We start from the raw sequence: 26,688 nt of genomic DNA on the forward strand, positions 1-26,688 counted from the left end.
GCCCGGCATACCCCGTCGGGAGGGGGTCACGCCGGCCCCTGCCCGCGCGCCGTCCGGGTTTGTCGGCGGTCGGGTCGGGTAGCCGTCGCGGAACCAGCAGACGGACCGGCCGCTCGGTGCCGGCGATCAGATCGCGAGGACCGTCATGCCCCATCACCACCGTGAGCCCGTCGACCAGGCCGCCGAACGCGAGCGGCGGGAACAGAACCCTCAGGGAGGGGACTGGGCGGACAAGGCAGCCCAGGCCCGGTCGGCGGACGACCCTCGGGCCCGGACACCCCACGACACCACCGGCCGTCCCTCACAGGGCGAGCCGATCTAGACCGGATCGGGTCGAGCGCCTCTGCTCAGGACACCCGCTCCGGCAGGCGGAGCAGCGGGGCCCGGCCGGGAGGCTGCTCCACCGGGGGCAGGTTCTCCGGCGCGGGCGGGATCGGTAGGGTCACCGGCTCGGTGCAGGTGACCCGCACCGACTCGCCGTGGTGGCGGAGGTCCATCACCGCGTCCGGCGCGGCATGGTGCAGGGCGTACGTCGCCTCCTCGGGGCGTACGGTGACCCGCAGTCGAGTGCCGCGCCATTGCAGGGAGAACTCCAGCCGGCCGATCCGGCTGGGCAGGCGGGGGGCGAACGTGGGCACGTCCTCGTCGTCCCGCAGCCCACCGAACCCCGCGATCAGCGCGATCCATGAGCCGGCCAGGGACGCCATGTGCACACCGTCGCGAGTGTTCTCGTTCAGGTCGTGCAGATCCATCAGCGCCGCCTCGCGCAGATAGCTGTGCGCCAACTCCAGGTAACCCACCTCGGCCGCCAGCACCGACTGGGTGCAGGCCGACAGCGAGGAATCCCGCACCGTACGCCGCTCGTAGTACAGGAAGTTGCGCAGCTTCTCCTCAAGGGTGAAGGCGTCACCCCGCCAGTGCATGGCCAGCACCAGGTCGGCCTGCTTGACCACCTGCTTGCGGTACAGGTCGAAGTACGGGTAGTGCAGCAGCAGCGGGTACTTGTCCTGCGGGGTGTGCGAGAAGTCCCACTCCTCCAACCGGGTGAAGCCCTCGACCTGCTGATGTACGTCGATCTCCTGGTCGTACGGGATGTGCATGGCCGCGGCGGCGTCCCGCCATGCGGCGGCCTCCTCGTCGGTGACCCCCAGGTGGAAGGCGTCGTCCCGGTGGCGCATCGCCACCTCGGCGGCGACCCGCAGGTTCCGCTGCGCCATCAGGTTGGTGTAGATGTTGTCGTTCTTGACGGCGGTGTACTCGTCCGGGCCGGTCACCCCGTCGATGTGGAACTGGCCGTCGCGGTCGTGGTGCCCCAGCGAGCGCCACAGCCGGGCCGTCTCCACCAGCAGGGTCAGTCCGATCTCGCGTTCCAGCTCAATGTCGCCACTGACCAGCACGTAGCGTCGTAACGCGTCCGCGATGTCGGCCGCGACGTGGAAGGCGGCCGTGCCGGCCGGCCAGTAGCCCGAGGACTCCGGGCCTTCGATGGTCCGCCAGGGGAAGGTCGCCCCGGACAGGTTGAGGGTCCGGGCCCGCTCGTAGGCCTGCTCCAGGGTGGAGTACCGCCAGTACAGCGCGTCGCGCACGGCGGCCGGATGGGTGTACGTCAGCACCGGCAGCACGAACATCTCGGTGTCCCAGAAGGCGTGCCCGTCGTACCCGGGACCGGTCAGGCCCTTGGCGGCGATGGGCCGACGTTCCGCGCGGGCCCCGGCCTGGAGGACGTGGTAAAGCCCGAACCGGACGGCCTGCTGCACCTCCGGGTCGCCGTCGATCTGCACGTCGGCGGCGTCCCAGAACTCGTCCAGGTATTCCCGTTGCTCACGGACCAGGCCGTCCCAGCCGTCCAGCCGGGCGGCGGCCAGGGCGGCGCCGACCTGGTCGCGCAGGGCGGGCAGGGAGCGCCGGCTGGACCAGCCGTAGGTCAGGTACTTCACCACCCGCAGCCGCTGGCCCGGCTCCAGCACGCACCCGATGGTGGTACGCACCCAGTCCTCGTACCCCTCGGATTCGATCGTGGTGCGCGACGGTGAGTCGATCTCGTGCTCCATCGCCGCGGCGACCCGCAGCCCGGAGACCTTGGTCCGGTGGATCAGCAGCCCCCCGTCGGCGGTGGTCAGCTCCTCCTCCGCCTGCAACGGCGACTCCAGTACGGCGGCGACCCGGGGATCGCGGCTCTGTGGCGGCAGGTTCTCGTTGGCCACCAGCTCCGACTGGACGATCAACCGCAGTGGCGCGTCGTCGGCGACCTCCACCTCGAAGCGGATGGCGGCCACCGAGCGCTGCCGGAAGGAGACCAGTCGGGTGCTGTGCACCCGGACCTCCCGCCCGGCCGGGGAGCGCCAGTGCAGGGTCCGATGGAGGGTGCCGGCCCGCAGGTCCAGGATCCGTTCGTGGGCGAGCAGGTCGCCGTAGCGCACATCGAGGGGCTCGTCATCGACCAGCAGCCGGATCAGCTTGCCGTTGGTCACGTTGACGACGGTCTGACCGGACTCGGGAAACCCGTAACCCGCCTCCGCGTACGGCAGGGGACGCAGTTCGTAGAACGAGTTGAGGTACGTGCCGGGCAGCCCGTGCGGCTCCCCCTCGTCCAGGTTGCCGCGCAACCCGATGTGCCCGTTGGAGAGGGCGAAGACCGACTCGGACTGGGCGAGCACGTCCATGTCGAGTCGGGTCTCCCGGACGTGCCAGGGCTCGACCGGATAGGCCCGCTCCCGGATCACGCCGGCCGTCCGGCGTCGAGCAGTTCGGCCAGGTCGGTGACCACCACGTCGGCGCCGTGGGCCAGCAACTCGTCGGCCTGGTCGGCGCGGTCGACCCCGACGACGTACCCGAAGCCCCCGGCCCGTCCGGCCTCGACTCCGGCTAGGGCGTCTTCGAAGACGGCCGCCTGTTCCGGCTGTACGCCGAGCAGCTTCGCCCCGGCGAGAAAGGTGTCCGGGTACGGTTTGCCCCGCAACCCCTCGGCCCGTGCGCTCAGTCCGTCCACCCGTTCCTCCAGCAAGGGTTCGAGCCCGGCGGCGGCCAGGACCTCCCGGCCGTTGGCGCTGGCCGTGACGACCGCCCGACGCAGCCCGGCCTCGGCCACCGCCTTGAGATAGGTGACCGAGCCGGGGTAGACGTCCACCCCGATGCTGCGGATCCGCTCCAGGACCAGAGCGTTTTTCTGGTTGCCCAGGCCGTGCACGGTCTGGGTACCGGGCGGATCCTCCGGGGTCCCTTCGGGCAGGGTGATGTCCCGGGAGGCCAGGAAGGTGCGGACCCCGTCGAGTCGGGGCCGCCCGTCGACGTAGCGGTGGTAGTCCGGCCCCGGATCGAACGGCCGGTACGCCGCATCAGCCACCTCGGCACCGGTCGCCTCGGCGTGCCGGCGCAGGAAGTCGTCGAAGGTCTCGGTCCAGGCGGCGTTGTGGACCCGGGCGGTCTGGGTGAGCACACCGTCCAGGTCGAAGAGACACGCGGTCACGTGATCCGGCAGGCCGAGCATCGCCCCAATCTATCCACGGTCACCGGCCGGCAAACGTACTTCGCTCAACCCGGCGCGCCGCAGGTGCCCTCAACGCCAGCCGACGTCGATCCGGTCGCCGCGCTCGTCGAAGAAGTGCAGGGCGTCCATGCGTACCTTGATGGCCAGTGGGTGACCGGCGGAGACCGCGGGGTACGGCGCTAGCCGGACGGCCAGTTCGGCCGGGCGGCGGTGGTGCCGGCCGGGGTCGGGCAGGACGCTGGCCTGACCGCTGTTCGGGTTGGCCTGGGGCACCGGGGCACGGTTGGTGAACCGCTGCATCACCTGACCGAAGCGGCGCAGGCCGCGCTGGCCCAGTGGAGTGTCACTGTCCGGGGCCGCGCCGACCTCGTCCACCACGATCGCGGTGGCGCCGATGTCCAGGAAGGCCAGGGACTCGTGCCCGTGATGTTCCAGGTAGCGGATCCGGCCCTGCAGGACGTCACCCGGTGAGTCCGGGGCCACCGGGGTGAGGGCCTCGGCCCGCATGCCCACCACGATCCGCTCCCCGTGGTAGTGCGCCACCGCCCGACTGCGGATGTCGTCCCAGGGCAGGTAGAGGGCCTGATCCCCGAGGGTGAGGGTGACGTACCGGTCGAGGTGGACGTAGACCGAGGCCTCCAGCAGGTTCATCCGAGGGCTGCCCAGGAAGGCGGCCACGTAGAGGGTGGCCGGACGGCCGTACACCTGGGTCGGGGTGCCCACGTCCTGGAGGACTCCCTTGCGCATGATGGCCACCCGGTCTGCCATGGTCAGCGCCTCGGCCTGGTCGTGCGTCACGTAGATGGTGGTGACCCCCAGCTCGCGGGTCAGGGCGGAGATCTCCGCCCGTAACTCCGCCCGCAGCCCGCTGTCCAGGTTGGACAGCGGCTCGTCCATCAGGAACAGCTTCGGGCGGCGCACGATGGCCCGGCCCATCGCCACCCGCTGCCGCTGCCCGCCGGAGAGCTGGCTGGGTCGTCGGGCCAGTACGTCGCCGATGCCGAGGGCGCTGGCCACATCGGTGACCCGTTCGCCGCGCGGGGCCGGCTCGATCCCGGCCAGCTTGAGGGGGAAGGCGATGTTGTCGCCGACACTCATGTGGGGGTAGAGCGCGAAGTCCTGGAAGACCATGGCGATGCCGCGCTCCCGGGGTGGGAGGTCGTTGGCGACCTCACCGTCGAGCATCACCGAGCCCGCAGTCGGCTCCTCCAACCCGGCGACCATGCGCAACACCGTCGACTTGCCGCAGCCGGATGGCCCGAGCAGCACCATGAACTCGCCGTCGTTGACCTCGAGATTGATGCTGTCCACCGCGACCGTGCCGTCCCGGAAGACCTTCGTGACATCCTTGAGCGCGACGGTGCTCACCCGTCTCCTCCCCCGACCCCTCGTCTGCCGAACCCGGCAATGACTGTGGCCAGGATCATGTCAGCCGCACATCGGGTAAACGTGTCATGTTCAAGTCGTGACAGACTTAATACGTGCCATCGAGTAGCGACTATCGACTGAATTTTCCATCTCCGCCGGAGATGTCGGCCGAAAACACCTGCCGAACCACCCGCTGTGCGGCCTGACCGTCCTCCAGGGAGCAGAAGCGCTCCCGGAACCGCGCCCGTGTCCGGTCGGCCGCCAGGGTGTCGAATCGCCGGTCCCGCAACACCTCCAGCAACTCGGCGAAGGTCTGGGCCACCGGTCCGGGCGGCTCGGCCAAGAGGTCGAAGTAGACCCCCCGGGTCAACCGGTAGGCGTCCCAGTCCGGCGCGTAGATGACGATCGGCCGGTCCAGCACCGCGTAGTCGAACATCGCGGAGGAATAGTCCGTGACCAGCAGGTCCGCCGCCAGGTAAAGGTCCTCGACCTGGGGATGAGAGCTGACGTCGATGATCCGGTCCCGGCCCGCCGGGGGCCACCCTCTCCGGTTGCGGTCATGGAAGTAGTGGCTACGGATCAGCAGCAGCCCGGAGGGGCCCAGGGCGTCGAGCACCCGCTCCGGGTCGAAGGGCGGCCGGTAGCCGGGCAGATGCTCCCGGTGGGTCGGCGCGTACAGCACCACCTGCTCACCGAGGCCGGCACCGAACTGGGCCCGCAGCCGCAGCACCTCCTCGGGGGTCGCGGTGACCAGCCGGTCGTTGCGCGGATAACCCACCTCCAGAGTGGTGTACGCGGCCGGATAGGCCCGCTCCCACATCTGGGTGGAGAAGCTGTTGGCGGAGATGCTGTAGTCCCAGCGGTCCACCCGACGCAGCAGCCCGGCGAAATCCATTCCGACCGCCCCCAGTGGATAACGCTGCTGATCCAGCCCCATCACCTTGACCGGGGTGCCGTGGTGGGTCTGCACATGCACCGAACCGGGCCGTTTGCGCACCGAGTCCGGGAAGTTCACGTTGTTGATCAGCCACTTGGCCCGGGCCAGCACCCGGTGATACGCGGGGCTGCCGGCCACCACGTACTCGACCCCTGCCGGCAGGGTGTGCACCCGGTCCCTGCGTACGATCCACACCCCCCGGATCTGGGGTGCCAGCCGCCGGGCCGCCTCGTAGATCGCCGCCGGGTTGCAGGCGTAGCCGCGGTACCAGTAGGCCGCGTAGACGGCCAGGTTCTCGTCCAGGGGTCGGTGCAGTTCGGCCCGGTGGTACCCGTGCAGCGCGGCATCCCTGGCCGCCCGCACGGTGGCCCGCACCGGTGGCACCGCCCGACGTCTGACCTGCCGGACGGCCCGGCGAGCAAACTCCCCCTTCCGGCTGGTGGCCCGCAACGCCGAGTAGGCCCGCCACCGCCCGGCCGCCACCAGCCGATGCTTGAGCCCTTCCACCCCGGGCGGGACCCGGTAGCCGCCCGGCGGCCGGTACCGGGCGTACTCGATCGACATCCGGGCGAAGAAGGTGGGCCGCAGGTGGGCGGGGAGCCGATCGGGGTTGCCGAGCACGGTCAGGTAGTGCCACATCATCCGCTCGAACAGCGCCGCCCGCAGCTCCTGGGCACCGAGCTGATCCGCGTACCGGAACACCCGGTGCCACTGCTCGAACAGCTCGAAGTGCCGCTCGCCCCGGGTCTTGGTGATCGCACCCGCCCGCCGCTGCCGATAGTTGACACAGACCGTGTCGAGGACCCCGATCCGGTCGGCGGCCAGCAGCACCGGATAGCTGAAGGAGACGTCCTCGTACCAGCCGGGGGCGAACCGCAGCCCGGTCTCGGCCAGGAACTGTCGACGGACCAGCCGGTTCCAGACGGTGTGCAGCAGGTTCAGGGTCTCCGGTCGCTCCCGCAGCCGGAAGGTGACCGGCCCGGGCGGCTGCGGGAACACCTCCGCCATGGCGCTGGGAGTGACCGTGTCGTTCCAGTGGGCCCGGACGTGGTCGACCAGCAGCACGTCCGGGCGGGTGCTGCGCAGCCGCTCGGCCACCTCGATCAGGCAGTCCGGCACCAGCCAGTCGTCGCCGTCGACGAACCAGACGTACTCCCCGACCGCCCGGTCCAGCCCGGCGTTGCGGGCCGGACCCAGCCCGAGGTTGCGGTCCAGCCGGAGGGGGCGTACCCGCTCGTCGCGGGCCGCGTACTCGTCGAGGATCTCCCCGCTGGCATCGGGTGAGCAGTCGTCGACCCCGATCACCTCGATGTCGACGACCGGCTGGGCGAGGATCGAGTCCAGGCATTCCCGCAGGTAGCCCTGGACCCGGTAGGCCGGGACGACGAAGCTGATCAGCGTCATCGTCCCGGCCCCCGTCAGGTTGTCGCGTTCCCCCCGGCACCTGTCGGCACCCGGGCCGGCCGGACGAACCAGGCCAGCACCACACTCGCCGCGAAAAGCACCAACAGGTAGATACCGAGTGTAGCGAGACCAATACCGACGATTCCGGCAATCGCCGTCAGCCCCAGCACCACCGACCGTCCCTCCCAGCCGAGGGTCGCCGGGTGCAACGGTGGTGCCGGTTGCCGCTTCTCCAGCCGGGCCACCAGGTCGTAGTGGTGCAGGGTCAGCACGAAGACGTACCCGAAGATCAGCCAGGCCGGAGCCCCGCCGATCACCCCTACCGCGATGGCGAACAGGTACTCTGCGGCCCGCAGGGCCGCCGGCACCAGCCAGTCCAGCGGGCCGTTGTGGGCCGCCCGGGCCCCGGCCGCACCCACCAGCAACACCAGCAGCACCACTGGTACCGCCCAGCGCAACCCGTCCGCATCGTCGCCGGTCAGCAACGCCGCGAGCAGCAGGACCCCCGCACCCAGGGCGGCGAACACCGCGAGCACCAGCGGCCCCGGGCGACGCAGCACCGGCAGCAGCCGGGCTGAGAGCAGGCCGTCGTCGCGGTGCAGGAGGGCATCCAGGGTGTCCAGCACCGGCACCCGCATCCACCGGGCCCGCAGGGTACGCAGCGCCCCGGTGTACGCGAACGCCAGCACCCCCCAGGTCAGTACGGCCAGCAGCGCGATCCGCTGGTTGAACAGGGCGGCGGCCAGCGCGATCAGGGCCCACCGCTCCCCGATCGGGAAGACCACGGTGCGCTTGAGCCAGTACGACACCGAGCCGGTGTCGGCCTGCACCTTCGTGGAGGCGGCGTTCAGCCGGTCCCCGATGCCGCCGCCCCCGGTGCCGACCGTCTTCGGCCGTCGGGCCGCCTCGTCGTGCAGGACGCCGTACCAGGCATCGGTCATGTGCCGGACGGTCTGCAGGGTCATCGCGGCGATGGCCAGGGCCCACCCGTACCGGACCCCGGCCGCCGTGGCCCCCCACCCCAGACCGGCGTAGACCAGGTACTCCTTGGCCCGGTCGGCCATGGTGTCCAGCCAGCCGCCCCAGGCGCTGAAGTTGCGGGTGTACCGGGCCAGTTGGCCGTCCACGCAGTCCAGCACGAACCCGAGGTAGAGCAGCACCCCACCGGTGACCAGGGCTACCCGCCCGCCGGTGGCGAATAACGCCGCCGCGGCCACCGCGAACCCCACCGACAGCATGGTCACCCCGGTCGGGCTCAGGCCCAACCGGGCCGCCGCCTTCGTGACGTACGGGGACCAGGTGCTGACGAAGTAGGTCGTGAAGAAGTCGTCCCGCTCCTTCACCGACAGCCGCAACTCGGCCCGGTCCTCGTCCACCGCGGCGATCGCGGCCTGGGCCGCGTGCAGATCGCTCACCTCGTCCACCCGGTGCGCCACCAGCAGGCGTACCCGCTGGGCGAAGACCAGCACCCCCTGGGCGGCTAGCCCGGCGAAGACCTGGTCCACCGCGGGTCCCGAAGGCTCCACCGGCGCACCGCCGCCGTCGGAGTGCCCGGCGGCCACATCGGCCAGCCGACCGGTGGCGGCGGCCCGGGCGGCGGCCACCAGCGCCGGGAGGTCGTCCCGGCCGACCCGCACCGCGCCACCGAAGACCCCGGTGGCCTCGCCGTCCAGTCGGTGGGCGGGCCCCGCGCCGACCACCTGGCCGCGTTCCTCACGGACCGTGGTGCGGCCACCGGTCGGCGGGTCGGTGAGCACCAAGGCCACCGTCGGCCCGACCGGGCTGGTCAACAGATGCCGCAGTACGGCGGTGTGCGCGACCAGGTCGGCACCGCTGACCACCACCGGGCCCACGGAGGTCCCGGCCAGGTCGGCCAGCTCGTCGAGGTCGGCCGCGAACCGTACCTCGCTGACCCCGGCCGCCCGCCACTGCGCGGCCAGTCGGTCGGTCAGGGCCGTACCGTCGCCCGTCGGCAGGCCCGCGGCCGGGGAACCGGCGGCGAGCACGATCGCGAGGGTCACCGGGGAACCGCGTCGTGGTACGCGGCCAGCGCCTCGGCGATCGTGCCGTCGACGCTCAGCCGGCCCGCGTCGAGGAACAATCCTCGACGGCAGAACCGGGTCAGGTCCTTTTCGTTGTGTGACACCAGCACCAGAGTGCGCCCCTCCCCGAGCAGACGATCGATGGTCGTGTAGCACTTCGCGCGGAACTCCGCGTCCCCGACCGCCGTCACCTCGTCCATCAGCAGGATGGGGTGCGGCAGGTGGGAGATGATGGCGAAGCCCAGCCGCACCTTCATACCGGACGAGTAGTGTCGCACCGAGGTGTCGATGGCCCGCTCCACCTGTTCCCCGGCGAACGAGACGATCTCCTCGAAGTGCCGCTTCAGGTAGCCCGACGACAGCCCGTGCAGGCCACCCACCAGGTACAGGTTCTCCCGCCCGGTCAGGTCGTTGGAGAACCCGGCGGAGAGTTCCAGCAGCGGCGCCACCTCCCCGGAAACCCTGATCGCCCCCTCGTCGGGGATCAGCACCCCGGCGATCAGCCGCAACAGGGTGCTCTTGCCGGTGCCGTTGCGGCCGACCACCCCGACGGTCTCCCCGGGGGCGATCGAGAAGGTCAGGTCGCGCAGCGGCCAGAACTGGCCGTCGGCCGCGCTGCGCCGCCCCCGATGGATGAGCAGTTCCCGCAGCCGCAACTGCCGCCGGCGGTTGCGGACGAACCGGATGCCGATACCCTCCGCCTCGATGATCGATTCGCTCATCAGAGTTCCTTGAGCACGGCGGGTTCGAGCCGACGGAAGGACCACCAGCCGACCACGAGCAGCAGCAGACTGATCCCGACGGTGGTGGCCAGCATCCGGGCTGACGGGAACTCCTGCGGGTACCACACCGAGTGGTGCAGTTGGAAGATGCCGACCAGCGGGTTGAGTTCGTAGCCCACCTTCAGCCAGCTTGGCAGGCCGGAGTCCCGGACCAGACTCAGCGGATAGATGATCGGGGTGGCGTAGAACAGCACCCGGATGACCAGTCGCATGAACCGCTCCACGTCGCGCATCAGCACGTTCCAGGCGGACAGCAGCAGGGCCACCCCGATCAACAGGGTGGCCTGCACCAGCACGGCCAGAGGCAGGGCCAGCAGCGACCAGCCCGGCTCGACCCGGCCCTGGGCGGCGTACCAGATCGCGATGCCGGCCAGGATCGGCAGGCCGGCGGCGTACTCGGCGAACCGGCCGGCCACCCGACCGATCGGAAACACCTGCCGGGGTACGTTCATCGTGGTGATCAACCGGGACTGTCCGGTCAGGGCGTTCGTCGCCTCGCTCAACGCCGAACTGGTCCACATCCAGGCGAAGATCCCGGTGATCAGAAACAGGGGGTACGACCCGGCTGCCTCGCCCAGGTGTCGGTTGGTGTCCCGGGAGTAGAGCACCCCGAAGACGAACCAGTAGATGGCCCCCATCCCCAGGGGCTCGATCAGGGACCAGAAGTAGCCCAGCACCGACTGCTGATACTTGACCGCCAGATCGCGCCTGACCAGGATGCGCAGCGAGTTGCGGTGCGACCACAACGCCCCCACGCCAGAGGTCACCGTCGTTCTCCCGCCTACCGAACGGACGCCAGGTTAGCAGCCGGCACCCCCGCCACCCCCGTCGATCATGCACTTATGGTCGCCGTTTTGACCCGCTAAGCCCGTTACGCCCCGACCAAAACTCCATGATCGACGGGGTGGGCGGGGGTGGGGGGAGGGCGCGGGCGGGGCAGGGGTGGGGGGTGGGGGGTGGGGGGTGGGGGGCGCGGGTAAGTACCTACGGGTGGGCGGGGTGAGGTTCGTTCTCGGGACGGAGGGCGAGGGCGGATCGAGTCCCTAGCGTTGACAACCGGAGCGGCGGATCGCCGCAGAGGGGAACCACCACGATGAGTCGCAAGCTTGTTCGGCCCCGGCGGGGGCGCATGTTCGCCGGTGTCTGCGCCGGCCTGGCCCAGCGTTTCGGCATGTCGGCCGGGTTCGTCCGGCTGCTGTTCCTGCTGTCGCTGCTACTGCCCGGCACCCAGGTGATCATCTACCTGGCCCTGTGGATCATCATGCCCAACGAGGACCGCTACGTGATGGCCGGTCGCTGATCCCCCCACGCCGGGCTTCCACCCGAGCCCGGCGCAGCCAACTTCAAGCAGCCCAACTTCAAGCAGCCGACTGCGAGCAACCAGCTTCACGGCAAGCAGCGCAGCCGACTTCGGGGATGCTGCCCGCCGACCGACCTGTCGGAGGCGGCGATCCCCGAAGTCGCCCCAGCTAACGGATTGACTGAGCCGCCCGGCGGGTCAGGGGGCCACGTAGGTGACGGTGACCTGCTCGAAGCCCAGGGAGGCGAGCAGACCGATGAGCATCTTGCGGGTGTTCTCCTCGGCCCGGGCGGCCAGCCCGCTGTCCCGTGCCGCAGCGGTGATCCGGTCCTCGGCCAACTGGTAGACCTGCTGCTGCCGGTTGGGGTCATTGCCGATCAGGTCACCCACCCGGTTGAGCAGGCCCCGCTCCTCCGCGAAGACGTAGCTCTTGTCCAGGTCGAGATTGGTTTTGCCGAGCTGCGGCGCCGGCAACCTGACCTCTACGGACTTGCCGTCGGCCGACTGTGTGATCGCCCCCTCGGTGAGGGCCCCGAAGTCCACGTACGCCTCGACGCTGCCCGACCCGACGAACAGGGTGCGCTGGTTGAGCAGCCAGTCCGGCACGTTGCGACGGTCGTTCTGCAGGTCGACGACGACCTGGAAGTTGCCCTCGGCGGCCACGTACCGGCTGAGGTCCCGCATCGACTCCAGCAGCGCCGGCTGACTGCGGTCGGTCTGCTCCTTGCTGAAGGGGTTGCGGAACTCGGGCAGGAGCCCGGTGGTCTGCACACCTAGCAGGACCACCACGGCCAGTGCCGCCGCGCCGAGCACCCAGAGCAGGGCGCGGGCGGCGCCGCCACTGGACGGGGGCGCGGGTGGGGCCTCGGACCGGTCGTCCGCTCGCAGGTCAGTGTCGGAAAAACTGCTGGTGGGCTCGTTGATGTCGCCGTCGCGTGCCATCGCCCTCACCGTCCTTGTTCAGACGCGTTGTCTGTGATGACGGTAAGCCCCCCGTACGACACCCGCTCACCGAGTCACCCGATCGCGTGTTTCCGCAGCTCAGGACGGGTCAGGACCCGGCGGGGACCGGCACCGTCACTCGACCGCTTCGGCGAGCACGAGCACCCGGGCGTGGATCTGGTTGCGCTGTTGCAACGCGGCGCGCAGGGCCCGGTGCAGACCGTCCTCCAGGTAGAGGCCCCCGTTCCACTGCACCACGTGCGGGAACAGGTCACCGTAGAAGGTCGAGTCCTCCGCCAGGAGCTTGTCCAGGGCCAGCTCACGCTTGGTGGTGATGAGCTGGTCCAGCCGCAGCGGGCGGGGCGGGATCTCCGCCCACTGCTTGAGAGTCAGGTTGTGTTCCGGGTAGGGACGCCCGTCCCGGACCGCTCTGAAGATCACGACGGCACGCTCCCCTCCCCTACCCGGTTCGTACCACGACGCCGACGCGGGTCGCGGCACGGTACCGCGACCCGCAGCACCGATGTCCGTGCCAGCGTAGCGGCACCCCGCACCCCGCGTTCTGCTCCCCGGCGCCAGTTTCGCCACCGGGAGTCCGGTTCTCAACCGGACGAAACCACCCGTACGGGTCAGCTCCACCGCCCTCGGCGGACCACTTCCTCCACCGGACGCCGCCCTCGGCGCAATGAGGGTGACCGATGGTCGGGGGCCCGGTAACCGACAGTGACAGCGCCGATCGGGTGGTACTCCTCCGGCACCCCGAAGGCCTCCCGGTAGGCCTCCCACCGCTGGGGCGGGATGCCGAAGAAGCACGCCCCCAGTCCCTCGTCGACCGCGGTCAGCATCATCAGCAGGGCGGCGAAGCCGGTGTCGATGTACCAGTAGGGCACCGGCCAGCGGTCCGTCGAGCGGTCCGCCCAACCCTTGTCCGCCTCGGCGTACCGCTCCAGGTAGACCGAGCGGTTGGCGTGCGGCACCACGATCAGCGGGGCCCGGCGCATCCCGGTCAGCCAGCGTTCCCGGCCGCCCCCGGCCGGGGTGCTGGCCGCCCAGAAACGCTCCCGGTCCGCCGGTTCCTCCAGCACCAGGAACCCCCAGCCCTGGGAGAATCCCGCCGATGGGGCCCGTACGGCATGGTCCAGCAACCGGTCCACCACGGCCGGGGGAACCGGGCGGTCCGGGTCGTAGTTGCGCACCATCCGGCGACGCCGGACCACCTCCGCGAACTCCACCTGCACTCTCCTCCACGCTGGTCCGGGCGGCGGTCCCTCAGCTGATGGGCTGGATGCCCCAGGTCCCCCGCCAGGTGTCGCCGGGTGCCAGGACGATCAGATCCCGGCCGGAGCGGAAGGCATCCGGCGGGCAGGTCATCGGCTCGACCGCCACCGAACGCCGGAACCGCTCACCGGTCAGGGTGTCACCGGTGTAGACCTGCCACCAGCCGAACTGGGGGTCCGCCCAGATCCGCAACCCGCCGGTCGCCTCCGACCCGCTCAGGGTGACCGCAGAACCGCCGTCGTCGTCCCGGTCCACCTGCCCGAAGGCCAGATCCAGTACGGCGTCGCCGATGCGTCGCGGCTGGGTGTAGTCGTACTCCGTGCCGCTGACCGGGGTCACCCCGACCGGCAGCAACCGGGCGTCCACCACCATCCGGGTCTGCGCGGGCACCTGCAACACGATCTCCTCCACCGGTACCCCGGGCAGTTGCAGGTAGGGATGCACGGAGAAGCCGAAGGGTGCCGGCTGCCCGCCGATGTTGGTCACCTCGTGCTCGGCCCGCAGCCCGTCCGGCCCCACACTCCATCGGGTACGCAGCCGCAGCGGCCACGGATAACCCGGCTGGGGCGGCAGGTCGAACCCGATCGTGATCTCGTCCGGCCGCTGCTCGATCAGGTGCCAGGCGGACCAGTTGACCAGGCCGTGGAGGGCGGTGTTGCGCTCCGGCTCAGTGATGTTGAGCTGCAAGGACTGCCCGTCGAAGGTGTAGACCCCGTCCCGGATCCGGTTGGGCCAGGGGGCGAGCACCTGACCGGCGGATCCGGGGCACACCTCGTCGGTGCCGTACCCGTCCAGGTGCTCGACGCCGTCCTGCCGGTAGGCGCGCAGCCCGCCGCCCACCTCGACGATGACCGCCTCGTGTCCGGCGGCGGAGATGGTCCACTGTGCTCCGGAGAGGGGACGCGGCTCGTGGTTATCCATGTCGCCAGACCCTAGCTTCCGGGTACGTCGCCCGCTCACCACGGTCGACGATCATCGCGCTCCCCCGGAGGCCCGGTACCGGGTCAGCGCCGGGAAGGCCACCGCCAGCAGCACCGCCAGCACCGCCGCGGCCAGACCACCGCCCACCCAGGCCACCCCGCTGCCGAAACCGGCCGCCGTGGCCCCGGCCCGCAGGTCACCCAGGCGGGGCCCGCCGGCCACCACGACGGTGTTGACCCCCTGGAGTCGTCCGCGCATCCGGTCCGGGGCGTACACGATCAGCATCGACTGCCGCACCACCGCGCTGACCAGGTCGGCCGCCCCCGCCAGCACCAGCAAGGCGACCATCAGCCAGAGCTGACGGGCCAGCCCGGCCAGGGCCACCGCGATCCCCCAGCCGACGACGGCCAGGACCAGCACCAGTCCCTGCCGACGGACCCGGCCGATCCAGCCGGACAGCAGCCCGGCGAGCAGGGAGCCGATCGCGATGGAGCTGTAGAGCCAGCCCACCGCCGCGCCGCCACCGAACCGCTCGGTCGCGACCTCGGGAAAGAGGGCCCGGGGGAAGGCGAACACCATCGCGATCAGGTCGACCGCGAAGGAGAGCAGCAGCACCGGGGCACCGGCCAGGTAGCGGACTCCGTCGACGATGCTGCGCAGCCCGACCTGCCGGGGAGCACCGTCGGGATCCGGCTCGGGCGGCATCGCGGGCAGCCGCAGGGCGGCCCAGATCAGCGCGACGAACAGCACGGCATCCAGGCCGTAGGCCACCGGCAGGGCGATCCCGAGTTCGAAGGTGGCGAGGATCAGACCGGCGGTCAACGGCCCGAGCACGGAGGTGGCCATCGCCGTGGTGAAGTTCAGGGTGGTGGCCGCGGGCACCAGCTCGGTCGGGACCAGCCGGCCGACCAGGGCGGCGCGGGCCGGGCTGGCGATCGCGAACGACACCGAACTCAGCGCCACCAGGGCCAGCAGCAGCACCGGGCTGCCGACATCCAGCACGGCCTGCGCCAGCAGTCCTAGTACGGACAACCAGAGCAGCACGGACCCACCGAGCAACACCCGACGCCGGTCGAGGGCGTCGGCGACCGCGCCACCCCACAACCCGAAGACCAGCAACGGTACGAAGGCAGCCACCCCGAGCAGCCCCACCCACAGCGAGTCCCGGGTCAGCGCGTACATCTCCACCGGTACGGCTACCGCGGTCAGCTGGTACCCGAACATCGCGATGGCGTTGCCGCTCCACAGCCGCCGGTACGCCGGCACCCGCAGTGGGCGCAGGTCGATCGCCCAGCGGCGCCGCTCGCGCCCCCGGGAGGTGTCGGTCCTGGTCACGGGGCCAGCCGCTCCACTACCCAGCCGGTGTCGGTACGGCGGAACCGCAGCCGGTCGTGCAACCGGCTGGCCCGCCCCTGCCAGAACTCCACCGAGTCGGGGCGTACCCGCAGCCCGCCCCAGTGCTCCGGGGCGGGGATCGGCTCCACCTCGGCGAACCGCTGCGCCGCCGCCCGGTAGGAGTCGTCCAGGGTGGCTCGGTCCGGCAGTACGGACGACTGGGTGCTGGCCCAGGCCCCGAGCTGGGAACCGCGGGGTCGGCTGGCGAAGTAGGCCTCCGTCGCCGCCCGGTCGATCCGTTCCACCGACCCGGCCACGATCACCTGCCGTTGGATGGAAAACCAGGGAAACACCAGGCTGGCGTACGCGTTGGCGGCCACCTCGGTGCCCTTGCGGGAGTGATAGTTGGTGAAGAAGACAAACCCCTCCGGGTCGTACCCCTTGAGCAGCACCGTCCGCCCACTGGGCCGGCCGCCGGCGTCGGCCGTGCCCACCACCATGGCGTTCGGCTCCGGCAGCCCGGCAGCGACCGCCTCGGCGAACCAACGATCGAACTGGGTGTGCCAGTCCTCGGCCAGGTCGGCTTCGACCAGCCCCGATCCGGCCGTGTACTCGTTACGCATGTCGACCGGCGGCGGTGTGTCCCCCGTCACGTGTCCTCCCCTGTCCATCCGGCTGATCCGCCCCCGACCAGCCCGTACGGTCAAGTCTCACCCAATCAGCCACGGCCGCCGCACCCGGGGATGTCGTGTGCAGCACATCGACAGTGGGTCGCGTACCCGATTACCAGCAGGCAAGATGTCACGAACACATCCCTGAGGGTCGCCTAAGGCGCTCACCCGGCCGGGGCCGGGTCATCGAGCCCGGGCGGGCGCACCGACCACACACCAGGAGTAGTGAGATGGCCGATTTCAAACCCGGACTCGAAGGCGTCGTAGCGTTCGAAACCGCTATCGCCGAACCCGACCGCGAGGGCGGTGCGCTGCGCTATCGCGGGGTCGACATCGAGGATCTGATCGGCCAGGTCTCCTTCGGCAACGTCTGGGCCCTGCTGGTCGACGGTCGGTTCGGGCCCGGTCTGCCGCCGGCCGAGCCGTTCCCGGTGCCGGTGCACTCCGGTGACATCCGGGTCGATGTGCAGTCCGCCGTGGCGATGCTGGCCCCGTACTGGGGGCTGCAGCAGATGCTCGACATCTCCGACGAGCAGGCCCGCGAGGATCTGGCCCGGGTCTCGGTCACCGCGCTGTCCTTCGTCGCCCAGTCCGCCCGGGGCCTCGGCCTGCCGGCCGTGCCGCAGAAGGAGATCGACAAGGCCTCTACGGTGGTCGAGCGCTTCATGAAGCGGTGGCGCGGGGAGCCCGACCCCCGGCACGTCAAGGCGGTCGACGCGTACTTCATCTCGGCCGCCGAGCACGGCCTGAACGCCTCCACCTTCACCGCCCGGATCGTCGCCTCCACCGGGGCGGACGCCGCCGCCTGCATCTCCTCGGGCATCGGGGCCCTCTCCGGCCCGCTGCACGGCGGAGCGCCCTCACGGGTGCTCAGCATGCTGGAAGCCGTCGAGCGCAGCGGGGACGCCGAGAGCTACGTCAAGGGCGTCCTGGACCGGGGTGAGCGGCTGATGGGCTTCGGCCACCGGGTGTACCGGGCCGAGGACCCCCGGGCCCGGGTGCTGCGGCGTACCGCCAAGGAGCTGGGGGCACCCCGGTTCGAGGTCGCCGAGGCGCTGGAGAAGGCGGCGCTGACCGAGTTGCAGGCCCGCCGGCCGGACCGGGTGCTGGCCACCAATGTCGAGTTCTGGTCGGCGGTCGTCCTCGACTTCGCCGAGGTTCCGGCGCACATGTTCACCTCCATGTTCACCTGCGCCCGGATGGGTGGTTGGAGCGCCCACATCCTGGAGCAGAAGAAGCTCCAGCGCCTGGTGCGGCCCTCCGCCCGCTACGTCGGTCCGAGCCCCCGCAAGCCGCACGAGGTCGACGGCTGGGACGCCGTCCCGCACGGCGTCTGAGGTGTAAGGAAGGGCCCCTTCTTAACGTTTCCGGTAGAGGAGGGGCCCCCTCTTAACACCCCGTTCCCGGCTTGTGGCACCGCAGAGGCCGTCCGGGTCGTGGGCGGGCGGATCGTCGGCGTATGCCCCGTGGCCGACACCGATGTGGGCCAGGCCACGGGCTGTGGCGGACGACTCACGGTTCGGGGTGAGACGAGCGCCCGGAGGGATACCGGCGGGTGCGAGGATGAAGGCGGCAGTGCCGCCGGAGGGTGCGATCACGCACCCACACGCGCACGTCGATCGGTCCACTCCCACCTGCTCAACCGGGCCCCGACCCATGCGGAAGGATCTTGAAAACCGTGGCTGACGCACCGACCATCCGGATTCCCGACGAGATCAAGCCCGCCGACGGCCGATTCGGCTGCGGGCCGTCCAAGGTCCGTCCGGCGGCGGTCTCCGCGCTCGCCGAGGTGGCCACCAGCTACCTGGGCACCTCGCACCGGCAGAAGACCGTCCGTGACCAGGTGGCCCGGCTGCGCTCCGGCATCGCCGAGTTCTTCTCCCTGCCCGAGGGCTACGAGGTCATCATCGGCAACGGTGGCGCCACCGCCTTCTGGGAGGTGGCGACCTTCGGCCTGATCCGCGACCGGGCCCAGTTCGCCAGCTTCGGCGAGTTCGGGGCCAAGTTCGCCAAGTCCGTCAAGGACGCCCCCTTCCTGGGCGAGCCCACCATCCGCAAGGCGGACGCGGGCAGCGCCCCGACCCTGGTCGCCGAGGCCGGGGTGGACGTCTACGCCACCCCGCACAACGAGACCTCGACCGGTGTCGCCGTACCGATCAACCGGGTGGCCGACGCCGACCCGGGCTCGCTGCTGCTGGTCGACGCCACCTCCGGCGCCGGTGGCCTGGAGGTCAACGTCGGCGAGACCGACGTCTACTACTTCGCCCCGCAGAAGTGCTTCGGCTCCGACGGTGGCCTGTGGCTGGCCCTGATGTCCCCGGCCGCCCTTGAGCGGGCCACCGAGATCAAGGCCTCCGGTCGGTACATCCCCGCCTTCCTGGACCTGGTCACCGCGATCGACAACTCGCGGCTGGAGCAGACCTACAACACCCCGGCGCTGGCCACCGTCTTCCTGGCCGCCGAGCAGACCGACTGGATGAACTCCCAGGGTGGGCTGGCCTGGGCGGCCAAGCGCACGGCCGAGAGCGCCGGAATCGTGTACGGCTGGGCCGAGCGCTCCGCCGTGGCCACCCCGTTCGTCACCGACCCGGCGCTGCGGTCCAACGTGGTCGCCACCATCGACTTCGCCGACGGGGTGGACGCCACCGCGATCGCCAAGGCGCTACGCGCCAACGGCATCGTGGACACCGAGCCGTACCGCAAGCTGGGCCGCAACCAGCTGCGCATCGCGCTCTTCCCGGCCGTCGAGCCGGCCGATGTGGAGGCCCTGACCGCCTCCATCGACTACGTGGTCGAGCGGCTCTGACCCGCCGCTGAGACACCGGGCCCGGTCTACCCTGCGCGGTCGGCCGGGCCCGCTACGCTGAACGGACCGGCCGTGCGACCTTCGTACCGTCGGGGTCGAATCGCCCTTTCGGCCCCTGGCGACTGACCGGCCGCACAGCCCTCACCAGCACCGGACAAGGCTGCTCAGCACGAGTTGCCCGGGCGTGGCGTCTCCCACCTGGACCCGGATGGGCGTACCGTGGTCCTCAACGCCCCGGGTGGCCGGCTCGTGGCGTACGGCCAGCGAAGCGGGACGGAGGCAACGCGATGCGCCCAGTACGCTTCGTCGCCCTCTCCGAGGACGGCCAGGCCCTGGTGCTCGCCGACGAGGTCGGGCGGCTGCTCGCCCTGCCCATCGACGAGCGTGTCGCCGGAGTGCTGCACGCCGAGCCGGGTGCACCGACCCTGGCGGTGGCACCGACCACGGCCGATCCGGTTCCCTCCCTGTCCCCTAGGGACATCCAGGCCCGGATCCGTTCCGGCGAGTCCGCCGAGGACGTGGCCCGCATCGCCGGGGTTCCGGTCGACCGGGTGCTCCGCTACGCCGGTCCGGTGCTTCAGGAGCGGGCCATGCTCGCCCAGCATGCCCGGCGTACCCGACTCAAGGGTGCCGACAAGCCGACCCCGCTGGCCGAGGTGGTGAACGGGCGACTCGCCCAGCACGGCATCGACACCGAGAAGATCTCCTGGGACGCCTGGCGTCGCGACGACGGCACCTGGCGGATCGTCGCCACCTGGCCCTCCGGCAAGGCCACCGCCCAGGCGGTCTGGGATCTGGACAAGACCCGCCAGTCGGTCGCGCCGCACGACGACATGGCGCAGTACCTCTGCGCCGAACGCCCCACCCCGATCCTCGGGCAGGAGCCGGCACCTGAGCGGGGCGGTCACGGGCTGCCCGGTCCCTCGCGTGGCGAGCCCACCCGGGGTGGCCACGGGCTGCCGTCACCGGCCGAGTCGGGCCGTGCTGGCCGTGACCCGATCCGCGCCGGTCGGGACGCCCTGCTCGCCTCCCTCGATCGGCCACTCGGCTCTACCTCGGGTCGGGGTCTCGAACCCCGCACCCCGGCCGCGCTGGCCGGCACCCCGGATTCCCCCCGGCAGCGGGCCGTCTCCGGTGGCGCTGCGGCGTTGCTCGGTGGTGGTCAGGGATCGGCCTTCGACGACGACGCGGACGCGCCGAAGGAGGTGCCGGCCGTACCCTCGCTGGCGGTGCTGCGCCCCCGTCGTACCAACACCCCGTCTGCGGCCGCCGCCGAGTCGACCGAGGCCGGCGGCAAGCCCCGCAAGCGCCTGCCCAGCTGGGACGACGTCCTGTTCGGCACCGGCCCCGCCGCCCGCGAATCCTCCTAACCCCACCCGGGCATCACCTGCACCGCCGGGCGAGCGGACGATCCTGCCGCCAGGCGTGAAACGCCCGCGCTCCCTCACCCACCCGTCGAGCCCCGCCGCGCCGATCTTGCGCTTTCTGTCCCCGCAAAACGCGCATACCGGGGCGAATCACCGACCAAAAGTGCAAGATCGGCGAGCAGTCGAGGGCGGTGGCGGCGGGCGGGGGTGGGCTAGAGGGGGTGGGTGGTTAGGGGGTGGTAAGTGGGGGGAGGGCCGGGGCGGGTCTGCACCAGGACCAGTTCGGTTACGGGCCAGGGTGGGCCACGGTAGTCATCCAGGGTGGCGAGGTCGGCGTCCAGGTCGGTGGGGGGCAGTTGGTCGCCGGGGCGGGCGATGGTCAGGTGGGGCCGCAGCGGCTTGTCGTCGCTGGGCACCCCGATCGCGGCCAGTTCGGCGCGGACGGCACCGGCCAAGGTGATCAGGCCGTCGACCTCGCCTCGGACGTCGACCCAGATCACGGTGCTGCGGCCCTGGCCGAACCGACCGCCGCCACCCAGCCGGAGCACAGGCGGCCGGAGCACCGGTGGCCGGAGCATCGGTGGATCACTGCGGACCGTGGTGACGGCTAGCCACAGTGCCTGCCGTACGGCGGGCAGCCGGGTGGGGTCTACCTCGCCGAGGAAGGCGAGGGTGAGGTGGGCGCGGTCGGGGTCGACCAGTCGTACCTTCGCCCCGGTGGCTGCCGCCGCGCTGAGCCGCAGCCCGGTGACCGTACGAAACAGGTGTCCGATCGCCTCGGCGGGCGGGTAGACCGCGATGAAGAGTCGCATCGAGGCAGGATGTCAGGCCGCAGGCCCGGCGCCGGGCGTACCCGGGCTAGTGGTGGCGCTGGTGTTGGCCGGGGCGGGCGGCCGGCAGGCGGAGGCCGGCGGCGTCCAGTTCGCCCTCGATCCGGACCCGTTCGAGCTGCCGGTCGATACCGGTCAGCTCTACCAGGTGTTCGGTGATGCCCAGCGCCTGACAGGCCCACCGGAGCCGGTCGTCGTACGCGTCGAGCACGCTGCTGTGCCACACCACGGCCGCGCCGCCCAGCCGGTCCCGGCGCAGGCACCGCAGATCCGCGGCGAGCTGCTCCAAGGGGCGCCGGTCGGGGCTGTCGAGGGCGGCGAGGGTCTCCCCGCCGGCCGTCACCGCCTGATCGAGCTGTCGGATCAGGCGCCGCTCCCGTCGCCGGGTGCGCCGCTGGTCGAAGCCGCAGGTGAAGCGGGCGAGGGCCTCGTCCGTGCAGACCACGAGCGCGATCAGCACCGGTACGAAGACCGCGGCGACCAGGGCCAGGGACAGCAGCAGTAAGCGCAGGACCTCCACCCAACGAAGTTATGCCGCTTCGGAGAGTGACGTCACTGGTTTTCCAGTATCCGACCGCCCGGCCGCTCAGACCTCGGTGACGTAGAAGCGCGGCATCGGCAGGATCCGGAACCGCACTCGGGCACCGTCACGCCGGAGCTGCCAGGCCAGCGCGAGCAGGGCGGTGACCAGGGAGACCAGGCCGCCGGCCCAGATGCTGACACCGGCACCGAAGGTCTCCGCGACCCAGCCGATCAGCGGCGCACCTACCGGGTTGGTGCCGAGGAACACCAGCACCCACAGCGCCATGACCCGGCCCCGAAAGGCCGCGTCGGTGCCGAGTTGGACCCGCTGGTTGGCGGCCTGGGCGAAGTAGACCATGAAGAAGCCGGTCGGCGGCAGCAGCGCCACGACCATCCAGTACGTAGGTGCCAGCCCGACGAGGGTGCCGAAGATCGCGCAGGCGATGGCGGAACCGAGCACCAGCCAGACCGAGGGGCGACTGCGCCGACCGGTACCGGCCAGCGCGCCGATCAGGGCACCGACCGCCAGGGTCGTGCTGAGCAGGCCGAAGGAGGCCGCGCCGGTGTTGAACACGGTCTTCGCCAGCGCCGCCAGGGTGAGCTGGAAGTTGAACAGCGACATCCCGATCACCGACATCACCACCATCGGCAGCAGCAGGTCGGCGCGACGACCGACGTACCGCAGTCCGTCCATCACGGTGGCGGCGGCCCGCTCCTCACGCGGCGGCAGGGGTGCGCGGTGCAGCTCGGAGCTGCGCATCTGCACCACCGTGACCAGGGGTGCGATCGAGCTGAGCGCGGTGACCATGAAGACCGGCCCGACGTCGAAGGCGGCGATGGCCAGGCCGGCGACGGCCGGTCCGACGATGCGGGCCGAGTTGAACACGGCCGCGTTGAGGGAGAGCGCGTTGGGAAGCAGTCGGGTGCCGACCAGTTCGGAGACGAAGGCCTGCCGGACCGGGGTCTCCACCGCGTTGGCCGTACCGAGCAGGGCGGCGAAGACGAAGACGTGCCAGAGCTGCACCAGGCCGGTGACGACCAGCAGGCTCATCGCCAGGGACAGCACGGTCCAGAAGGCGTTGGCGATGAAGAGCAGCATCCGCTTGTCGTACCGGTCGGCCAACCGGCCGGAGATCAGCGTGAGCAGCAGTACGGGGGTGAACTGGAGCGCGACCACCACGCCGAGGGCGGTGGCCGAATCGTCGGAAAGCTCGAGGACCAGCCAGTCCTGGGCGATGAACATCATCCAGACGCCGATCAGTTTGATCAGTTGCCCGGATGCGAATAGCCGGTAGTTGCGGACCTGTAGGGACTGGAACATCGTGCTAAACCGTGCCTGCACTCTCGGTGCGCCTCCTCGCGGTGGTACGCGTCGTCGTCGCCGGACGGCGCGGCGCTACGCACAACCGGTGTGCGGCGTCAGGCGCGAGAGAGTCGCTGGAGGATCTCCGCGGCGTGTTGCAGAGTCTCCCGATCGGTATCGCTCAGCTCGGTCAGCCGGCGGGCCAGCCATTCGTCTCGGACCCGCTCGAACTGGTCGAGCACGTCCTGGCCCCCCGCGGTCACCGCGAGGATCACCTGCCGCCCGTCGGTCGGGTGCGGGGTGCGCTGCACGAGGCCGCGCTCCTCCAGCTTCGCGACGATCTTGGTCATCGTCGGTGGCTGCACCCGTTCGACGTCGGCGAGTTCCCGCGGCGTGAGCGCTCCACCCAGCCGGATGCTGGTGAGCGCGGACAACTGGGTGACCGTGAGGTCACCTACCGGCCGGGCCTGGCGGACCCGCCGGTTGAGCCGGGTGATCGCATCACGCAGCTGATGGGCCAGCTGCGCCGGTGGCATGCTCTGCGCCGTCACCGTCCGCTCCGTCACGATAGTTAGCCTAACTAATGAGCTGCCCGGACCGCAGGGAATATGACCACCCTCACCCCACCGGGCCAGGTGCGGCGAACCCACACCCGGCCCGGACCTGGGATGTCAGAACACCAGCGCCTCGACCGGACCGCGCAGGAAGTACACCACGAACAGTGCCGCCACCCCGTACAGCAACGGGTGGACCTCACGGGCCTTGCCCTTGGCCACCTTGATCACCACGTAGGCGATCAAGCCGCCGCCGATGCCGTTGGAGATCGAGTAGGTGAACGGCATCAGCACGATGGTGAGGAACGCCGGAATGGCGATCTCGTAGTCGGACCAGTCGATGGTCCGGACCGCGGTCATCATCAGGAAGCCGACCACCACCAGGGCTACGGAGGCCGCCTCGAACGGCACGACCACGACCAGCGGGGCCAGGAACATGGCCAGCAGGAACAGCGCCCCGGTGACCAGGTTGGCCACCCCGGTCCGGGCGCCCTCCGCGACACCGGCGGCACTCTCGATGTACGCCGTGTTGCTGGAGACGCTGGCCGCGCCGCCGGCCGCCGCACCGATCGAGTCGACCAGCAGGATCTCCTTGGTCCGCGGCGGAGTGCCCTGCTCGTCGAGCATGCTGCCTTCCTGCCCGACCGCGACCATCGTGCCCATGGTGTCGAAGAAGTCCGTGACGAGCAGGGTGAAGATGAACATCACCACGACCAGCCAACCGGCCCGCTCCCAGGAGCCGAGCACGTTGAACTGACCGAGCAGCGACAGGTCCGGCAGGTCGATGGGGTTGCTGGGCAGGGTCGGGACGTTCAGCGACCAGCCATTCGGGTTCGGCTGCCCGTTGACGAAGGACGGGCCGATGTTGCCGACCGCCTCCACGATCATGGCCAGCACGGTGGAGGCGAAGATGCCGATCAGGATCGCACCCCTGACCCGGCGTACCACCAGCACCAGGGTCAGCAGCAGACCCAGCACGAAGACCAGGGTCGGCCAGGTGGCCAGCTTGCCGCCGATGCCCAGACCGAGCGGCACGGTGCTGTTCGCCGCGTCCGGGATCCGCCGGACGAAACCGGCGTTGACCAGACCGATGATCGTCAGGAACAGACCGATACCGACCCCGATCGCGGTCTTCATCTGGGTCGGCACCGAGCGGAACACCGCGGTACGCAGGCCGGTCAACACCAGCACCGCGATGATCACACCCTCGATGACCACCAGGCCCATGGCGTCGGCCCAGGTCATCTCCGGCGCGATCTCGTACGCCACCAGGGCGTTGACCCCCAGACCGGCGGCGACGGCCAGCGGGAACCGGCCGACCACGCCCATCAGGATGGTCATCAGACCGGCGACCAGCGCGGTCGCCGCGGCGATCGCCGGAATGGCCAGGGCTTTGCCGTCACCGTCGACGGCGCCACCGATGATCAGCGGGTTGAGCACCACGATGTACGCCATCGTGAAGAAGGTGGCCAGTCCACCCCGTACCTCGCGGCTCATCGTCGAGCCGCGGGCGGTGACCTCGAAGTACCGGTCGAAGCCGTTGCGTGGCCGACTCGGGTCGGGGGGTGTGCTGTTGTCGAGCGGGGCTACTGCCATCAGAAACCTCACAGCGAATGATCAGGTCGTCGCGCGCATCGTCCCAGATGATCGGCCACCCGCAAAGGTCGGTCGCGTACCCTGACCAGGTGCCGAAGCAGCAGCCCAGACCCGAACCACTAGACCCGCCGATGGTTCCGTTCGCGTTGGCCGGCATGGCGGCGTGGGCGGTGGCCGGTCTGGTGCTGCTGTTGTTCCGAGACCGGCTGGCCGCGAGCGGTCATGAGGACTGGCTCTGGATCTGCCTGGCCGGTTTCCTGTGGGGTTTCCCCGGTTTGGCCGTGATGATGCGGCATGACGCCCACCGACGCCGCCGCCGCGCCACCGCCTGAGCGCGGTCGACCGAACCGGCCCGCCTGATCAGGGGTGGCCGTACGGCTCCGGGGGCTCGCTCGACTCGACCGACCCGGGTGCCCGGGACACCGACATCGGCTCCACCGCGCTGTCGTCGTAGATGGCGGGGACCTCCTCCACCGCCGTCTCGGCCTCGACCAGGGTCTCCGAGTGGGCGCCGCAGCCGTGGTCGGTGCTGACCACCCGACCGTCGTCCGGGGCGTAGAAGTTGCCGCAGACCCCGAAGCACTGGCGCAACTGCCCGGCGAGCGGAAGGTAGAAACCGCAGGTGCCGCAGCGGGCGGCGGCCGGAGCGGAGACCGAGATCGGCGCCGAGGGGCCGTGGTCGCCGTCGTACCAGCGCTGGGCCGCCTCGGCCCGCCCCTCCCGGGACAGCACCCGGGGTCGGCCCAGGCCCAACTCCCAGGCGGTCTCCTCGACCGCCGGGTCGTCGGAGAGCAGGTAGCCGGGCGCGAGTCGCTCGTCGTCGGCCGGGGTGGGCAGCAGATCACCGGGGCCGAGATCACCCGGCTTGAGCCGCTCCTGCCAGGGCAACCAGCCCGGTGCCAGCAGCGCATCCGGACCGGGCAGCAGCACGGTCTCGCAGATGGTCACCGTACGGCTGCGCGGCACCCGGGTGACCGTGACCGCCCACCGCCAGCCGCGATACCCGGCCAGCAGGCATTCGAAGTAGTGGGTGACGAGCCGATCGCCCTCGGCGACAGCCTGGAGATGTTCACCGACTTCGGTGGCGTCCACCTCGGTGATGCCGGCACGCGCCACCTCGACGGCGGCGGCGCAGACCTGGTCGAGACGAGCGGCGCGGGCGGAGACAGGCCTGGTCACCCAACCATTGTTCCCCATGGGTGGGTCGGACCGTGAGGCACTCCCCAGAGGTGTTCTCCGAAGG

At 70.8% G+C, this 26,688-nt stretch carries 24 protein-coding genes; 5 read left to right on the top strand and 19 right to left on the bottom strand.

Annotation, left to right across the window (positions count from 1 at the left end):
* Positions 1 to 347: 347 nt before the first annotated feature.
* The 7 genes from ACGFIK_RS22205 to ACGFIK_RS22235 all read right to left on the bottom strand — a co-directional run bounded on the left by ACGFIK_RS22205 (position 348) and on the right by ACGFIK_RS22235 (position 10,787).
* The gene (locus ACGFIK_RS22205; protein WP_393341079.1) at positions 348 to 2,723 is read right to left on the bottom strand and encodes a glycoside hydrolase family 65 protein; all 2,376 of its coding nucleotides are present in this window, start codon (positions 2,721 to 2,723) and stop codon (positions 348 to 350) included.
* Positions 2,720 to 3,487, bottom strand: a complete 768-nt coding sequence (locus ACGFIK_RS22210) for an HAD family hydrolase (protein ID WP_393341081.1) — start codon at positions 3,485 to 3,487, stop codon at positions 2,720 to 2,722. The genes ACGFIK_RS22205 and ACGFIK_RS22210 overlap by 4 nt, the downstream gene beginning before the upstream one ends.
* A gap of 69 nt (positions 3,488 to 3,556) precedes the next feature.
* Positions 3,557 to 4,855 (bottom strand): ABC transporter ATP-binding protein, encoded by a 1,299-nt coding sequence (locus ACGFIK_RS22215; RefSeq protein ID WP_327023133.1) that lies wholly within the window; start codon positions 4,853 to 4,855, stop codon positions 3,557 to 3,559.
* 130 nt (positions 4,856 to 4,985) lie between these two features.
* A complete protein-coding gene (locus ACGFIK_RS22220) occupies positions 4,986 to 7,196 on the bottom strand; it encodes a bifunctional glycosyltransferase family 2 protein/CDP-glycerol:glycerophosphate glycerophosphotransferase (RefSeq protein WP_357529208.1) in 2,211 nt (736 codons plus the stop codon).
* A 14-nt stretch (positions 7,197 to 7,210) separates the two neighbouring features.
* Positions 7,211 to 9,217 (bottom strand): DUF5941 domain-containing protein, encoded by a 2,007-nt coding sequence (locus ACGFIK_RS22225; RefSeq protein ID WP_393341083.1) that lies wholly within the window; start codon positions 9,215 to 9,217, stop codon positions 7,211 to 7,213.
* Complete coding sequence (locus ACGFIK_RS22230) at positions 9,214 to 9,960, bottom strand: ABC transporter ATP-binding protein (protein WP_393341086.1); 747 nt, start codon at positions 9,958 to 9,960, stop codon at positions 9,214 to 9,216. Before ACGFIK_RS22230 ends, ACGFIK_RS22225 begins: the two co-directional genes overlap by 4 nt.
* Positions 9,960 to 10,787 carry an ABC transporter permease gene (locus tag ACGFIK_RS22235; RefSeq protein WP_327023136.1) on the bottom strand — a complete coding sequence of 276 codons (828 nt, stop codon included), beginning with the start codon at positions 10,785 to 10,787 and terminating at the stop codon, positions 9,960 to 9,962. The genes ACGFIK_RS22230 and ACGFIK_RS22235 overlap by 1 nt, the downstream gene beginning before the upstream one ends.
* 326 nt (positions 10,788 to 11,113) lie before the next feature.
* Between ACGFIK_RS22235 and ACGFIK_RS22240 the strand changes: the two genes are divergently transcribed.
* Positions 11,114 to 11,320, top strand: coding sequence for a PspC domain-containing protein (locus ACGFIK_RS22240; RefSeq protein ID WP_393341088.1), 207 nt, complete (start codon positions 11,114 to 11,116; stop codon positions 11,318 to 11,320).
* A 198-nt stretch (positions 11,321 to 11,518) separates the two neighbouring features.
* Here ACGFIK_RS22240 and ACGFIK_RS22245 read toward each other — a convergent pair whose 3' ends face one another.
* The 6 genes from ACGFIK_RS22245 to pdxH form a co-directional block, all read right to left on the bottom strand.
* A complete protein-coding gene (locus ACGFIK_RS22245) occupies positions 11,519 to 12,262 on the bottom strand; it encodes a DUF4230 domain-containing protein (protein ID WP_357529215.1) in 744 nt (247 codons plus the stop codon).
* Between the two features lie 135 nt (positions 12,263 to 12,397).
* A complete protein-coding gene (locus ACGFIK_RS22250) occupies positions 12,398 to 12,703 on the bottom strand; it encodes a type II toxin-antitoxin system VapB family antitoxin (protein WP_111214238.1) in 306 nt (101 codons plus the stop codon).
* Positions 12,704 to 12,891: 188 nt separating this feature from the next.
* A complete protein-coding gene (locus tag ACGFIK_RS22255) occupies positions 12,892 to 13,494 on the bottom strand; it encodes a nitroreductase family protein (protein WP_357529217.1) in 603 nt (200 codons plus the stop codon).
* 37 nt (positions 13,495 to 13,531) lie between these two features.
* Positions 13,532 to 14,461 (bottom strand): aldose 1-epimerase family protein, encoded by a 930-nt coding sequence (locus tag ACGFIK_RS22260; protein ID WP_327023140.1) that lies wholly within the window; start codon positions 14,459 to 14,461, stop codon positions 13,532 to 13,534.
* Positions 14,462 to 14,512: 51 nt separating this feature from the next.
* On the bottom strand, positions 14,513 to 15,796 hold the full coding sequence (locus ACGFIK_RS22265; RefSeq protein WP_327023141.1) for an MFS transporter: 1,284 nt from the start codon (positions 15,794 to 15,796) through the stop codon (positions 14,513 to 14,515).
* Positions 15,793 to 16,419, bottom strand: a complete 627-nt coding sequence (gene pdxH / locus ACGFIK_RS22270; RefSeq protein ID WP_393341139.1) for a pyridoxamine 5'-phosphate oxidase — start codon at positions 16,417 to 16,419, stop codon at positions 15,793 to 15,795. Before pdxH ends, ACGFIK_RS22265 begins: the two co-directional genes overlap by 4 nt.
* A gap of 278 nt (positions 16,420 to 16,697) precedes the next feature.
* Here pdxH and ACGFIK_RS22275 point away from each other — a divergent pair, with 278 nt between their 5' ends.
* The 3 genes from ACGFIK_RS22275 (at position 16,698) to sepH (ending at position 20,643) form a co-directional block, all read left to right on the top strand.
* The gene (locus ACGFIK_RS22275) at positions 16,698 to 17,804 is read left to right on the top strand and encodes a citrate synthase 2 (RefSeq protein WP_327023143.1); all 1,107 of its coding nucleotides are present in this window, start codon (positions 16,698 to 16,700) and stop codon (positions 17,802 to 17,804) included.
* Between the two features lie 341 nt (positions 17,805 to 18,145).
* Positions 18,146 to 19,273, top strand: a complete 1,128-nt coding sequence (gene serC / locus ACGFIK_RS22280; RefSeq protein WP_357529223.1) for a phosphoserine transaminase — start codon at positions 18,146 to 18,148, stop codon at positions 19,271 to 19,273.
* A 287-nt stretch (positions 19,274 to 19,560) separates the two neighbouring features.
* On the top strand, positions 19,561 to 20,643 hold the full coding sequence (gene sepH / locus ACGFIK_RS22285) for a septation protein SepH (protein WP_357529225.1): 1,083 nt from the start codon (positions 19,561 to 19,563) through the stop codon (positions 20,641 to 20,643).
* Between the two features lie 209 nt (positions 20,644 to 20,852).
* Here sepH and thpR read toward each other — a convergent pair whose 3' ends face one another.
* The 5 genes from thpR to ACGFIK_RS22310 form a co-directional block, all read right to left on the bottom strand.
* On the bottom strand, positions 20,853 to 21,452 hold the full coding sequence (gene thpR, locus ACGFIK_RS22290; RefSeq protein WP_393341094.1) for an RNA 2',3'-cyclic phosphodiesterase: 600 nt from the start codon (positions 21,450 to 21,452) through the stop codon (positions 20,853 to 20,855).
* A 46-nt stretch (positions 21,453 to 21,498) separates the two neighbouring features.
* Positions 21,499 to 21,990 carry a hypothetical protein gene (locus ACGFIK_RS22295; RefSeq protein WP_327023147.1) on the bottom strand — a complete coding sequence of 164 codons (492 nt, stop codon included), beginning with the start codon at positions 21,988 to 21,990 and terminating at the stop codon, positions 21,499 to 21,501.
* A 66-nt stretch (positions 21,991 to 22,056) separates the two neighbouring features.
* Complete coding sequence (locus tag ACGFIK_RS22300) at positions 22,057 to 23,334, bottom strand: MFS transporter (RefSeq protein WP_327023148.1); 1,278 nt, start codon at positions 23,332 to 23,334, stop codon at positions 22,057 to 22,059.
* Between the two features lie 77 nt (positions 23,335 to 23,411).
* Positions 23,412 to 23,861, bottom strand: coding sequence for a MarR family transcriptional regulator (locus ACGFIK_RS22305; RefSeq protein ID WP_327023149.1), 450 nt, complete (start codon positions 23,859 to 23,861; stop codon positions 23,412 to 23,414).
* A 105-nt stretch (positions 23,862 to 23,966) separates the two neighbouring features.
* Complete coding sequence (locus tag ACGFIK_RS22310; RefSeq protein WP_327023150.1) at positions 23,967 to 25,445, bottom strand: NCS2 family permease; 1,479 nt, start codon at positions 25,443 to 25,445, stop codon at positions 23,967 to 23,969.
* A gap of 131 nt (positions 25,446 to 25,576) precedes the next feature.
* Between ACGFIK_RS22310 and ACGFIK_RS22315 the strand changes: the two genes are divergently transcribed.
* The gene (locus ACGFIK_RS22315) at positions 25,577 to 25,777 is read left to right on the top strand and encodes a DUF2530 domain-containing protein (protein ID WP_393341141.1); all 201 of its coding nucleotides are present in this window, start codon (positions 25,577 to 25,579) and stop codon (positions 25,775 to 25,777) included.
* Positions 25,778 to 25,805: 28 nt separating this feature from the next.
* Here the strand turns inward: ACGFIK_RS22315 and ACGFIK_RS22320 are convergent, their stop codons facing one another.
* Complete coding sequence (locus ACGFIK_RS22320; protein WP_357529234.1) at positions 25,806 to 26,642, bottom strand: DUF3027 domain-containing protein; 837 nt, start codon at positions 26,640 to 26,642, stop codon at positions 25,806 to 25,808.
* Positions 26,643 to 26,688: the final 46 nt, after the last annotated feature.

Source organism: Micromonospora sp. NPDC048871, assembly GCF_043198155.1.
GTDB lineage: Bacteria > Actinomycetota > Actinomycetes > Mycobacteriales > Micromonosporaceae > Micromonospora.